The sequence below is a fragment of the Affinirhizobium lemnae genome (assembly GCF_022968395.1).
GTDB lineage: Bacteria > Pseudomonadota > Alphaproteobacteria > Rhizobiales > Rhizobiaceae > Neorhizobium > Neorhizobium lemnae.
In genome coordinates, this window is record NZ_JALJQZ010000003.1 from 176,795 (window position 1) to 190,465 (window position 13,671).

Below are 13,671 nucleotides of genomic sequence, written 5' to 3' on the forward strand. Positions count from 1 at the left end.
TTGAGAACCATAATGCCTTCTGCACGTTGTGCGGCTGAGCAAACTCAGGAGGTCTCATCATGCCCGCCAAGAAATCGGTCAACGACATTTCCCGCGAGGAAGATTACCGCGATTACGACACAAGGAACATCGACGACGGATGGCCCTATGCGGATCAGGCCGGTGCAACCGCGGCGCCTGTCGGCAATGCTGCCTATGGCGATACGGCTGCGAATTTCGACCGCGAGCGCAACAAAGGCTTTCAGGTGGATAGTGCCGATCAAACCGTTCTGGAAGAGGGTGTTACCGATCGCACCACTCCGGCCACAAAAGGAATGGAGCTGAGCGACGATCTGGAAGAGCGGGTCAGCGACGCAATTGAAGCGCTCGACCTCGTTGCCATGGAAACCATCGACATTCGCGCCGACGGGACCACTGTGACCATTGAGGGCGAGGTCGATGACGCGCAGACCGCACGCAAGCTCGTGGCGCATGTCAAGCGCGTGCCAGGCGTTGGAAAAGTCGTCAACGAGCTCACGCTGCTGGGTATCGACAGCCTTATTCCCGATGAGGATTGAGCCAAATCGATTGGCAGGTCGTTAAAAAATTTATGCTGCCGAATTGACCTGCAAATCAATGGGTGGAGCTGCGGCAATCGTGTTGCTGATCGTGCAAAGATGTTTCGCCAGCGTCGCGATTTCGTGGCGCTGGCTTTCATCATAGTCACCTGAGATGTTCAGTGTGGCCGTTATGCTTTCAACGCGGGACGGCTCATCATGCGCCTTTTCCCCGGTGACGATTGCTTCGGCGCCCTCAAACCGATCCAGCATTTGCAGCTTGATCACAGCGCCCTTGACGCTGAGCACCAGACAGGCCGCGAGCGAAGAATACAGAAGATCGAGCGGATTGAAGCCAGCCTCGGAAACGCCAGTGACGACCTCGAGTTCGCCGCCGGTCACCGTTCGCAAGCTTGCGCGCCCCCGCACGCCCAAGACAGACGTCGCTCCGGTTTCTCTCGTCTTTACGCGAATATCGACCACTGGTTTTTCCTCGACTCATCCATGTGACGTTAGAAGAGCACCGAACGATCTATCTCGGCAAGCGAAGCTTTTCCGAGCAGAGCCATCGCCAATTCGAACTCTGTCTGCAGAACAGTCAGCATGTGAGCAACCCCCGGCATGCCGCCAATGTGGAGGGCATGCAGCACCGGCTCACCCACCATGACAGCCGATGCCCCGAGAGCCAGAGCCTTGACGATATCCGTCCCGCGACGAATGCCACCATCAAGGATGAGTGGAACTCGTCCATCGAGCCGGTCAGCAATCAGCGGCAAGACATCAAGGCTGGCGGGCAGGCCATCCAGTATACGACCGCCGTGGTTGGACACCACGAGAGCATCGACGCCGAGTTCGACGGCACGCAGCGCATCCTGCGGATTGAGGATGCCTTTCAAGATGAGCGGTAGGCGACAATTATCCCTTAGCCACGCAATATCCTCCCATCGCGCCGCGTCATCAAGCATGCCTTGAAACACGGGGCTTCCATTGACAGCCCGAACCGGCGCGGAGCCTTCCAGCCCATCGAGATTGACCGGTCGGATCTGTATCGGAAGTTTGAAGCCAGCCCTCGCCTGCGCATTCCGCATTCCATTGACCGGCGCGTCCACCGTGACGACGAGAGCTCGGTAACCGGCCTCCTCTGCCCGCCGGACGAGGGATAGGGTTTCCTCTCGCCGCCGCTGAAGATAGAGCTGAAACCAAAGCGGTGATATCGATCGTTTTGCGATCGCTTCCAGCCTAACACTGGAAAGCAGGCTGACCGTCATCACGGTTCTGGTCAGGCCCGCCGCCTCAACAGTCGCTAGCTCTCCTTGCGGGTGCGCAAGTTGATGATAGGCAGTCGGAGCCAGAAGGATGGGATAGGCCATCTCTGAACCGAGAAGGACTGATTTCGCCGAAGCGCCGCGCATATCCCTCAAGACGCTTGGCAGCAAACGATGACGCTCGAAAGCCTCGCGGTTTGCGCGTTTCGTCTGCCCGTCTCCAGCAGGGCCATTGATGTAGGACCCGATCGCCGGATCGATCCGTGCGCGAAAGTGGCGTTCATAATCAAGCAGTGAAACAGTATCGTCCGGAACAGCCATCACCGCAGCACTTTCTCTGCCAGCAGCATATCCAGGCGTGCCTTCAATTCATCCGCACGTGCGCCTTTGAAACACGAAAGTGCCGCCTGCAATTGCCGCCAGAAATCCGGAAAGCCAAATGATACCGACTTTTCGAGAAGATCGAATGCATCCCCGTGACTGCCCTTCGCCACCAGAATTCGGGCTGCATTCAGGTGCGCCCAGCAATCGCCTTGCGCGGCACCCGCGCGATAAAATTCAAGCGCAATGTTTTCATCCGGCGCGACTGTGCGACCATCCTCGTGGAGTAGCCCAAGCATGTTGAGGGACTTTGCATGCCCTTGCCGGGCTGCATCCGCGTAAAGAGCGTAGGCTGCGGCTTCATCCCGCTCCACGCCATCGCCACGCAGAAATAGATCCGCCAGATTGAACTTCGCCCAGACGTCGCCCAGATCCGCCGCCTCTTGGTAATAGGCTGCGGCGGTCGCGCAATCTGGAGGTACACCCCAGCCTCGCTCATAGGCCCGACCCAGCATGTTGATGGCACGCGCGTCTTTGGCACGCGCCGCCGCACGCAGCAGATCCAGAGCACTTTCATATTCCTGGCGATCCAGATGCACCTGAGCGAGCGCGAGTTGCACCTCTACCAGCGTCTCATGACTGTCTGCCGTCACAGTTCCGCCCAGCGCCGTAGAAGATTATGGTAATGGTTGACAAGTCCAAGCACGGCCGGATTGTCATCCCCAAGTTGCTGGCGCGTCTGGATAATCGCCACGTCCAGGTCATAGAGCATCGCGCGCAGACCATCATCCTTCACCATGGACTGGGTCCAGAAGAAGCATCCCCAGCGACTGCCGCGCGTGATCGGCACGACCCGGTGAAGGCTGGACGAGGGATAGACGACCATATGGCCGGCCGGCAGTTTGACCGCGTGGGTGCCGAACGTATCTTCGATCACGAGCTCACCGCCATCATATTCGTCGGGATCGGTCAGAAAAATCGTCGTGGATACGTCCGCGCGCATCCGCATTCCGCCGGAACCGGGGATGGTGCGAATGGAATTATCCACATGCGCCCCAAAGGTCATACCGACGTCATAGCGATTGAACATCGGAGGGAGAACGCGAAGCGGCAAGGCGGCAGAGTTGAAGGTCGGGTTTCTGCCCAGCGCATTGAGAACAAGTTCCCCCAGCACGCGCGCCTCATCGCTTTCGACGGGGATCTGCAGATTGTTCTTGGCTTTCGCCGCCTGATCACCGGCGGTGACCTTTCCATCGACCCATTGCGAACCCTCGAGAACAGCCCGGCAATGGTTCAACTCTTCCTTCGTCAGGACATCAGGGACCTGAAGCAACATGGTATCTCATCCTGTCATGCAAAGACGATGCGCCACCGTCAGGCAGCGCATCGCGTATTCTTGTCTTTGGCCGATGATCAGAAGGTGGTGCCGACGGTCAGCATGAACGTCCTGCCCGACGACGGAACGGCGCGACCGCCCTGCCCCGACTGATAATTCTGGTGATCCGTCAGGTTATAGCCATTGAGGGAGACGCGGAACTTATCGGTTTCGTAGGACACCAGAGCATCCAGCGAGAAGGCGTTCGGGATCTTCTGGGTGTTTGCCGTGTCCAGCCAATAGGAGCTTGCATAGAGGAAGCCACCGCCGACCTTGAGCTTGCCTGGAAGCGCAGCCGAAATCTCTTCTGCAATCGTATAGGTGGTCCACAGGTTGAAGTTATGCTTGGACACGTTCGGCGCTTCATTACCGATCTGCGCAACCGTGGCAGACTCGGTGATCTCACCGTCCAGGAAGGCGTAATTCGCGAAGACGGACCACTTGTCGGTCACCTCACCGCTGAGGCCAGCTTCGAAGCCGCGAACCCGGCGACCGGTTGCCGCGTCGCCTGCACCGGCTGGAAGACCGGTCACTTCGTTATAGGAAGTGTCCTTGTCGACCTGGAAAATCGCACCCGTCAAACCGAGCTTGCCATTCAGAAAGTCAACCTTTCCGCCAATTTCCCACGTGTCCGAACGCTCCGGCGACAGCGGTGAACTGCTCGACGGCAGTTCTGCGGCATTGCCTGTCAGAGCAGCAATATCGGTCGAGACTGGCTTGTGGGTACGAGCAAAGGACGCATAGAGCGACAGATCCTTGTTCGGTTCCCAAACAACGCCAGCGGACGGATTATATGCCGTATCGCTTTGCGAAGCGGAGGCGCCGCTCTGCTCAAGCTCCGTCTTGAAGTAATCGATGCGCAAACCGCCAAGAACCGAGAACTCATCAGTCAGATAGGCGCGATCGCTGACGAAGAAGCCGACATTCGTCGCATCAAGTGTGCGCTTTCCGGCATAATCAAAGACCGGCGAGAAATTGTAGTAGTAGCGCGGATTGAACAGCGACTCGATATTGCGGTTTGTCCAGGTCGGCCAGGAACCGTTGACGCGTTCGTCGTTCTGGAAGCTGACATCGAGACCCACAGCGGCCTTATGGCGAACGGACCCCGTTTCAAACTCCATCTGTGCTGCTGTGACGTTCTGGATCGCCCAGCCTTCCTGATCGTAGGTCAGGCCACCGCCTGCACCCAGCGTATAGGTCGCCGCACGATTTCCACGGAAGAAATCTGTTGCGCAAGCCGCAGAGCATGAGCCCGGGACCGTTCCGCCAAAATCACGATCATAGATCGTGAGCCGCGTGTCGTTGGTAATGGTCAACCAATCCGTCAGCTCGGAGCGGAGAGATGATCCGAGCATGTGGTTGTTGGTAACATCCTTGTTGGTCGAGCGCACATAGGAGATGGACGGATCGAATCCGTATTTGGCTGCTGGCAGGTAGATACCATTCGAACCCTGCACCATCGGTTGGCCGTAATCCGGAACACCATCGCCGTGCAGATAGCTGTAGCTCAGATGCCATTCCGTTTCGGTGCCGATACCCATGCCGAAATCGACGCCGAAGCCACGACGGTCTGACGTGACGTTATCGCGGTCCGCGACGTCCTGCTTGTGGTAGACGCCGTTGAAGCGGATCGCCGTCGTATCATTGATCTGGTAATTGGTATCGACGGTCGTGCGGTAGGTTGGCCCAGTCCCAACGGACTGGTCAAGCTTCGTGAAGTTTTCGAGACGAGCTTTCTTGCTGCTCTGGTTGATGAGGCCGCCCGTGTTTCCAGCACCGAAATTATCACCAGATGGACCTTTAAAGACCTGAACATCCTCCGTGTTGAACGTATCGCGGGAATAGACGCCGAAATCGCGCAGGCCGTCGACATAGATATCGCTGCGTGCCTGGAAGCCGCGGATACGGAACTGGCTGCCGTTCTGTCCGCCATTGCCTTCGCCCGTGGAAAGCGTGATGCCGGGAACGTTGCGCAGTGCCTGCTCCAGCGTCGTGGCGCGCTGCTCTTCGATGATCTGCGCCGGCACGACATTGATGGTCTTCGGCGTGTCCTTGATAGAGGCCGAAAGCCGAGAAATGCCCGTCGTACGTTCGTTGGTGTTGGGACCCTTGCCACCCTGACCGCTAACTGTCACGCGGTTCAGCACCGTTTCGTCATCAGTCGCCGGAGCGGAACCTGTGCGCGCATTCGTTGCCGCCTGCTGGGCGTTGGCGACGACAGGCAAACCGGCAATCGACATTGCCAGACCAGCTGTTGCCGCAGCGCCAGACATCAACGGCCGCAATGAGGCCAAATTTCTCTCAATTTCCATCACACTCTCCTGAACCCCTGAGAGGAAGTAACGGCGCGTTCGCGGGATCGGAAGGACCACCAGGCAAACGTCGCGCCTAAAACTTGTCTCGATTTGTCCAGTATTGTGTCGCGAAAGTGGAGTCAATGAGTCGTCTATAAAATTCCAAAAAAATCCTGTCGCGTTTTCAGAGACTTTGCCTGTTTCTGGCACTCTCTTGTCTCCCGCGCAACACGCGCACCTCGACAGGCTGTGGTCTTTCTCAAACGAAAAAAGCCGCACCGAAGAGATCGATGCGGCTTCATTTTATTTCCTGGTTTCGGCTCTTATTCGGTAGTTGAACCTTCGCCTGAACTGTCTGACGGTGCGGCGCCGAGGTCACCGGTTTCAGCGACGATTTCCTCCGGCAAATTGCCCGCCTCGTCGCCTTCCGGCTCGCTGATACGCTCGACCGACACCACCTTCTCGTCTTTCGCCGTCGAGAAGATTGTCACGCCCTTGGTCGCGCGGCTGGCAATGCGGATACCATCAACCGGAACGCGGATGAGCTGGCCCCCGTTCGACACGAGCATCAGCTGATCCTTGTCCTCGACCGGGAAGGCCGCAACAAGTTCGCCAATTTCGTTCGTCTTCGAGGTGTCCGTCGCGCGGATCCCCTTGCCGCCACGACCGGATGTCCGGAAATCGTAGGACGACGAACGCTTGCCGAAACCACGCTCCGAGATCGTCAGAACGAACTGCTCGTGCGCTTTAAGATATTCGTAACGCTCATCCGAAAGCTGCCCTTCCTCGGTCACTTCCTCGCCGACGAGCGCGATATCATCTTCGTCGACACCTGCGGCACGACGTTCCGCAGCCGAACGCTTGAGATAGGCCGCGCGCTCCCATGGTTCTGCTGCGACGTGCCCGACGATCGTCATCGAAATCAGACGGTCGCCTTCTGCCAGCGTAATGCCACGGACGCCGATGGAATTGCGGCCGGCAAAGACACGCACGTCTTCCACTGGGAAACGGATGCACTGGCCCAGAGCCGTCGTCAGCAGGACGTCATCGCCCGGCAGAGCGAGGTCCGCATTCGGCGGAGAGCAGGTCTCCACAGAGAGGATCTCATCGCCCTCTTCCTCGAGCTTCATCGCAATCTTGCCGTTGCGATTGACCTGTATGAAATCGGACAGCTTGTTTCGACGCACGGTCCCGCGCGTTGTCGAGAACATGACGTCGAGATTTGCCCAGCTGTCCTCATCCTCCGGCAATGGCATGATGGTCGTGATGCGTTCGCCTGGCTCCAGCGGCAGCATATTGATGAGCGCCTTGCCACGGGACTGCGGCGTACCAATGGGGAGCCGCCAGACCTTTTCCTTGTAGACGATACCGCGAGACGAGAAGAAGAGTACCGGCGTGTGCGTATTGGCGACGAACAGGCGCGTTACGAAATCCTCATCGCGGGTCGCCATGCCCGAACGGCCTTTGCCACCGCGACGCTGGGCGCGATAGGTCGTCAGCGGCACGCGCTTGATATAGCCGAGATGCGAAACGGTGACGACCATGTCTTCCCGGGCAATGAGATCTTCATCGTCCATGTCGGGGCCGCCTTCCATGATCTCCGTCCGGCGAGGGGTGCCGAACTCGTCACGGACTGCGGTCAGTTCATCCTTGACGATCTGCTGGATGCGCAGACGCGAGGAAAGGATATCGAGATAATCGCTGATCTCGGCACCAATCTTGTTCAATTCGTCCGCGATTTCATCGCGTCCGAGTGCCGTCAGGCGGGCAAGGCGCAGTTCAAGAATCGCGCGGGCCTGCTCTTCCGACAGATTGTAAGTGCCGTCTTCATTAATGCGATGGCGCGGATCGTCGATCAGGCGGATCAACGCATCCACATCCTTGGCGGGCCAGCGGCGCTCCATCAATTGCTCGCGTGCGGTCTGCGGATCGGGAGCACGACGGATGAGATTGATGATCTCATCAATGTTGGCAACGGAAATGGCAAGACCCACCAACACATGGGCACGATCGCGCGCCTTGCGAAGCAGATACTTGGTGCGGCGGCTGACGACTTCCTCTCGGAAGCTGACGAATGCCCGCAGCATGTCGAGCAGGGTCAACTGCTCCGGCTTGCCGCCATTCAGCGCAACCATGTTGCAGCCGAACGATGTCTGAAGCGGCGTGTAGCGATAGAGCTGATTCAGAATGACTTCGGCATTCGCATCACGCTTCAGCTCGACGACGACACGGTAGCCCTGACGGTCCGACTCATCACGAAGGTCCGAGATGCCCTCAATGCGCTTTTCGCGCACGAGTTCGGCCATCTTTTCGATCATCGCCGCCTTGTTCACCTGATAGGGAACTTCGGTAATGATGATCTGCTCGCGATCGCCGCGCATCGGCTCAATCGTTGCTCGGCCGCGCATGATGACCGAACCACGACCCGTCTCATAGGCCGAACGGATGCCGGACCGGCCAAGGATCAAAGCACCGGTCGGAAAGTCCGGACCCGGAATGATCTGCATCAGATCAAGGAGTTCGATCGCCGGATTATCGATCAGCGCAATACAGCCATCAATGACTTCGCTCAGATTATGCGGCGGAATGTTGGTCGCCATACCGACGGCGATACCGCCTGCACCGTTAACGAGCAGGTTCGGGAACTTCGCAGGAACGACGACAGGTTCGGACAGCGTACCGTCATAGTTATCGCGGAAATCGACAGTCTCCTTGTCGAGATCGTCCAGCAGCGAGTGTGCGGCCTTTTGCAGGCGGCATTCCGTGTAGCGTTCGGCCGCCGGTGGATCGCCATCGATAGAGCCGAAATTCCCCTGGCCATCGATCAACGGCAGCCGCAACGACCAGTCCTGCGCCATGCGCGCCAATGCGTCATAGATCGCGGCATTGCCGTGCGGATGGTATTTACCCATCACATCCCCGGTCACGCGGGCGCATTTGACGTATTTCTTGTTCCAGTCGATGCCGAGTTCGGACATGCCGTAAAGGATGCGACGATGAACAGGCTTCAAGCCATCACGCACATCGGGCAGCGCCCGGCTCACGATTACGCTCATCGCGTAGTCGAGATAGGAACGCTGCATCTCTTCCATGATGGAAATGGGTTCGATGCCTGGAGGCAGCTTTCCGCCGCCGGGTGTGCTCTGGTCAGTCAAATCGGGTACGATCTCTGTTCGGAATCAGTCTTGTGTGTATAGACCATGCACAGTTCAAACGCCAATTTTGCGGCAGGTTTTGAACAGGCTTTTGGCCTATCTGGCAAGCTGACCATAGTGTTTGCCCTCATGGATGCGCAAGCCAAACATGAAATGCACAAGATGAACGCGTTAATCGCGGAGTGTGTGCCAATTATCTGCTGGTAGATCGCTTCCGCGACGCGTACATTTCGCGTAAACGGGGCGTAGAGCATAAAGAGTAGCGGACGGGGGAACCATGGCATCTGCCGATAATATCATGAGTGCCTTCACAACCCTGCTGGTTACACTCGACCCGCCCGGTCTTGCACCGATCTTCCTCGGACTGACTGCGGGACTTGATGCGATACAGCGGCGTCAGGTTGCTATTCGCGGCACGATCATTGCCTTCGGGATCCTGGCGACGTTCGCCATTTTCGGTGCAGGCATCCTTTCGATACTCGGCATTTCCATGGGCGCCTTCCGTATTGCTGGTGGTCTGCTGCTGTTCTGGATTTCCTTCGAAATGATTTTCCAGAAGCGCAATGAGCGGAAGGAAGAGACGTCCAAGGCCGCCATTTCCATCGACCATGTGCAGCATATCGCCGTTTTCCCGCTGGCCCTGCCGCTCATTGCCGGGCCCGGCGCAATTTCCGCAACCGTGCTTCTGGCGGGTTCATTTGCTACACCGCTGGACCGTGCATTGCTGATTGGAATGCTCGCCTTTGTCATGCTGCTTGTGCTGCTGGCGCTGATCGTTGCTGAAAAACTTGACCGCTATCTCGGTGTCACAGGTCGCGCGCTTCTCACCCGATTGCTGGGCGTGTTGCTGGCTGCGCTGTCCGTACAGTTCGTGGTCGATGGTATCAAATCGGCCTTCAATACCTGACGAACCACTTCACCGGGTCAAGCAAGCCAAAGAATGAAGGCGACCGAGAACCTCGGCCGCCTTCATTCTTCAAACCTCAAAATGGGATGTCATCATCCAGATCACGGGCGAAGCCACCGCCACCACCGGAGGACTGACCGCCGCGTCCGGAGCCAGAGCTTGAAGTGGATGGCGCACGATCATAATCGTCAGCATAGCCGCCGCCAAAGTCACCACCACCGGAGGATCCTCGGCCGCCACCATAGCCGCCGGCACCACCGCCCTCACCGCGACCATCGAGCATTGTCAGGGTCGAATTGAAGCCCTGCAGAACGACTTCCGTCGAATAGCGGTCGTTGCCGTTCTGATCCTGCCATTTGCGGGTCTGAAGCGCGCCTTCGATGTAGAGCTTGGCGCCCTTCTTCACATACTGTTCGACGACCTTGCAGAGGCCCTCATTGAAGACGACGACGGTGTGCCACTCGGTCTTTTCCCGACGCTCGCCGCTATTGCGGTCACGCCAGCTCTCCGAAGTTGCGATTCGCAGATTGGCGATCGGGCGACCGTCCTGCGTGCGACGAATTTCTGGATCGGCACCAACATTCCCAATCAGAATGACCTTGTTGACGCTACCTGCCATCTTAACACCTTGTCTGCCGCTCGAACGGCATCTCCTATTTCGCTTGTGCAATACCTTAAAGCATCCGCCCAATCGGCGCGATGTGGATACATTTAATCCACAACCAAATTTGTTCTTTATTTGTTCTAGTATTTGGTTATGATCCTGTCAACGGGATCACACGTAGCCAGCGTAAGAGATATGAACTTATGCCAAAGTGCCTCGACAGTGGCGATGAGATCACTAGATAAGAGGCCAGACCTCCCATAGAGCCAAGAGACGATGAGCGAACTCAAGACGATTTCCATTCGCGGTGCCCGCGAGCATAACCTCAAGGGTGTAGATCTCGATCTGCCGCGCAACAGCCTGATCGTGATGACCGGCCTTTCGGGTTCGGGCAAATCCTCGCTCGCTTTCGATACCATCTATGCAGAAGGTCAGCGCCGCTATGTCGAGAGCCTCTCGGCCTATGCGCGCCAGTTCCTGGAAATGATGCAGAAGCCGGACGTCGACCAGATCGACGGGCTGTCTCCTGCCATCTCGATCGAACAGAAGACGACGTCAAAGAACCCGCGCTCCACCGTCGGCACGGTGACCGAGATCTATGACTACATGCGCTTGCTGTTTGCGCGCGTCGGGGTTCCATATTCTCCGGCAACCGGCCTGCCAATCGAAAGCCAGACCGTAAGTCAGATGGTAGACCGCGTTCTCGCTCTCGGAGATGGGACGCGCCTTTATATCCTTGCTCCCATGGTGCGCGGACGCAAGGGCGAGTATAAAAAGGAGCTGGCGGACCTGATGAAAAAGGGCTTCCAGCGTGTCAAGGTTGACGGCCAGTTCTATGAGATTGCCGAGGTGCCGGCGCTCGACAAGAAGTACAAGCACGATATTGATGTTGTGGTGGATCGTGTCGTGGTGCGCAACGACATCGGCGCCCGGTTGGCAGACAGTCTGGAGACCTGCCTGAAGCTGGCGGATGGTCTTGCCATCGCTGAATTCGCCGACAAGCCTTTGCCACCGGAAGAAACCTCAGCCGGGGGATCTGCGAACAAATCGCTCAATGAAACGCATGAGCGCGTTCTGTTCTCCGAGAAATTCGCCTGCCCGGTCTCCGGTTTTACGATTCCGGAAATAGAACCCCGCCTTTTCTCCTTCAACAATCCGTTCGGCGCATGCCCGACCTGTGATGGCCTCGGTGCACAGCAAAAGGTGGATGAGCACCTGATCGTTCCAGAGCCCGATCGAACGCTGAAGGATGGCGCGATTGCGCCCTGGGCGAAATCGTCTTCGCCCTATTACAATCAGACCCTTGAGGGACTGGGCAAAGTTTTCGGCTTCAAGCTCTCCGATCGGTGGTCGAAGCTGTCGGAAAAGGCGCAGAAGGCAATCCTCCATGGGACCGAGGAGAAGATCGAGTTCCAATATGCGGATGGAGCAAGGTCCTACAAGACGACCAAGACCTTCGAAGGCATCGTTCCGAACCTCGAACGCCGCTGGAAAGAAACAGACAGCGCCTGGGCGCGAGAGGAAATCGAGCGCTACATGTCTGCGGCTCCCTGCCCGGCCTGTGGCGGTTTCCGTCTGAAGCCGGAGGCCCTGGCGGTCAAGATCGACAAGCTGCATATCGGACAGGTGACCGATATGTCGATCCGTAAGGCGCGTGACTGGTTCGAGGATCTTCCCGCGCGCCTCAATGCCAAACAGAACGAGATTGCTGTTCGTATCTTGAAGGAAATTCGCGACCGGCTGCGCTTCCTTAACGATGTGGGGCTGGACTATCTCAGCCTTTCGAGAAATTCCGGCACGCTTTCCGGGGGCGAAAGCCAGCGTATCCGCCTCGCATCACAGATCGGTTCTGGCCTGACGGGTGTTCTCTACGTGCTTGACGAGCCCTCGATCGGATTGCATCAGCGCGACAACGCCAGATTGCTGGAAACGCTGAAGCATCTTCGGGATATCGGCAATACGGTGCTGGTTGTCGAGCACGACGAGGACGCCATTCTGACAGCCGACTATGTTGTGGATATCGGCCCGGCAGCCGGCATTCATGGCGGCAAGGTGGTTGCTGAAGGCACGCCACAGCAAATCATGGATAACCCGAACTCGCTCACCGGCAAATATCTATCGGGCGAGCTTGGAGTCGCGGTTCCGGCAGAACGACGCAAACCCAAGAAGGGCAAGGAGATCAAGGTTGTCGGCGCACGGGGCAACAACCTGAAAAACGTCACCGCTTCGGTGCCGCTTGGCGTGTTTACAGCCGTGACCGGTGTTTCCGGCGGCGGCAAATCGACCTTCCTTATCGAAACGCTTTACAAATCCGCTGCACGCCGGGTCATGGGCGCTCGCGAGATTCCAGCGGAGCACGACCGCATCGATGGATTCGAGTTCATCGACAAGGTCATCGACATCGACCAGTCACCGATCGGGCGCACACCACGTTCTAACCCTGCCACCTATACCGGTGCTTTCACGCCGATCAGAGACTGGTTCGCAGGCCTGCCGGAAGCAAAGGCGCGCGGCTATCAGCCGGGACGCTTCTCCTTCAACGTCAAAGGTGGGCGATGCGAAGCCTGCCAGGGCGATGGCGTCATCAAGATCGAAATGCACTTCCTTCCAGATGTGTACGTGACCTGTGATGTTTGCCATGGCAAGCGCTACAACCGAGAGACACTCGACGTGCTGTTCAAGGGCAAGTCGATTGCCGACGTTCTGGACATGACGGTCGAGGAAGGCGTCGAGTTCTTCTCCGCCGTGCCCGCGGTCCGGGACAAGCTGCAAGCGCTTTTCGATGTAGGTCTCGGCTATATCAAGGTCGGTCAGCAGGCAAATACGCTCTCGGGCGGCGAGGCGCAGCGCGTAAAACTGGCGAAAGAGCTTTCAAAGCGTTCGACGGGCCGCACACTTTACATATTGGATGAACCGACGACCGGGCTTCACTTCCACGATGTCGCCAAACTACTGGAAATGCTGCACGAACTGGTCAATCAGGGCAATTCCGTCGTGGTGATCGAGCACAATCTTGAAGTCATCAAGACTGCCGACTGGATCATCGACATCGGCCCCGAAGGCGGAACCGGTGGCGGTGAAATCGTTGCTTGCGGCCCTCCGGAAGACATCGTCAAGGAAAAGCGCAGCTACACAGGGCAATTCCTGAAGGAGCTTTTGACGCGCAGACCGCAGCGTAAGGTCAAGGCTGAAGCGGCAGAGTAGCAGACGGAAC

The 13,671-nt window shown here is 57.6% G+C and carries 10 protein-coding genes; 3 read left to right on the forward strand and 7 right to left on the reverse strand.

Going from position 1 to position 13,671, the window contains the following annotated elements:
• The first annotated feature begins 59 nt into the window (after nucleotides 1-59).
• Nucleotides 60-557: a BON domain-containing protein gene (locus tag MUU53_RS03385; RefSeq protein WP_247259590.1), complete on the forward strand. Its 498-nt coding sequence runs from the start codon at nucleotides 60-62 to the stop codon at nucleotides 555-557.
• A 30-nt stretch (nucleotides 558-587) separates the two neighbouring features.
• Here the strand turns inward: MUU53_RS03385 and MUU53_RS03390 are convergent, their stop codons facing one another.
• The 6 genes from MUU53_RS03390 to gyrA all read right to left on the reverse strand — a co-directional run bounded on the left by MUU53_RS03390 (nucleotide 588) and on the right by gyrA (nucleotide 8,946).
• A complete protein-coding gene (locus tag MUU53_RS03390; protein ID WP_247259591.1) occupies nucleotides 588-1,019 on the reverse strand; it encodes an OsmC family protein in 432 nt (143 codons plus the stop codon).
• Nucleotides 1,020-1,048: 29 nt separating this feature from the next.
• Nucleotides 1,049-2,122, reverse strand: a complete 1,074-nt coding sequence (locus MUU53_RS03395) for an alpha-hydroxy acid oxidase (protein ID WP_247259592.1) — start codon at nucleotides 2,120-2,122, stop codon at nucleotides 1,049-1,051.
• Nucleotides 2,122-2,775, reverse strand: a complete 654-nt coding sequence (locus tag MUU53_RS03400; RefSeq protein WP_247259593.1) for a tetratricopeptide repeat protein — start codon at nucleotides 2,773-2,775, stop codon at nucleotides 2,122-2,124. Before MUU53_RS03400 ends, MUU53_RS03395 begins: the two co-directional genes overlap by 1 nt.
• Complete coding sequence (locus MUU53_RS03405) at nucleotides 2,772-3,458, reverse strand: Fe2+-dependent dioxygenase (RefSeq protein WP_247259594.1); 687 nt, start codon at nucleotides 3,456-3,458, stop codon at nucleotides 2,772-2,774. Before MUU53_RS03405 ends, MUU53_RS03400 begins: the two co-directional genes overlap by 4 nt.
• A 77-nt stretch (nucleotides 3,459-3,535) precedes the next feature.
• Nucleotides 3,536-5,809 (reverse strand): TonB-dependent receptor, encoded by a 2,274-nt coding sequence (locus MUU53_RS03410; RefSeq protein ID WP_247259595.1) that lies wholly within the window; start codon nucleotides 5,807-5,809, stop codon nucleotides 3,536-3,538.
• 305 nt (nucleotides 5,810-6,114) lie between these two features.
• Entirely contained in the window at nucleotides 6,115-8,946 is a 2,832-nt protein-coding gene (gyrA, locus tag MUU53_RS03415; RefSeq protein ID WP_247259596.1) for a DNA gyrase subunit A, read from the reverse strand.
• A 277-nt stretch (nucleotides 8,947-9,223) separates the two neighbouring features.
• On the opposite strand from gyrA, the gene MUU53_RS03420 reads away from it, so the two are divergent.
• Nucleotides 9,224-9,853 (forward strand): MarC family protein, encoded by a 630-nt coding sequence (locus MUU53_RS03420; protein ID WP_247259597.1) that lies wholly within the window; start codon nucleotides 9,224-9,226, stop codon nucleotides 9,851-9,853.
• A gap of 76 nt (nucleotides 9,854-9,929) precedes the next feature.
• Here the strand turns inward: MUU53_RS03420 and MUU53_RS03425 are convergent, their stop codons facing one another.
• Complete coding sequence (locus MUU53_RS03425; RefSeq protein ID WP_247259598.1) at nucleotides 9,930-10,472, reverse strand: single-stranded DNA-binding protein; 543 nt, start codon at nucleotides 10,470-10,472, stop codon at nucleotides 9,930-9,932.
• 261 nt (nucleotides 10,473-10,733) lie between these two features.
• Between MUU53_RS03425 and uvrA the strand changes: the two genes are divergently transcribed.
• Nucleotides 10,734-13,661, forward strand: a complete 2,928-nt coding sequence (gene uvrA / locus MUU53_RS03430; RefSeq protein ID WP_247259599.1) for an excinuclease ABC subunit UvrA — start codon at nucleotides 10,734-10,736, stop codon at nucleotides 13,659-13,661.
• The last annotated feature ends 10 nt before the right edge of the window (nucleotides 13,662-13,671 follow it).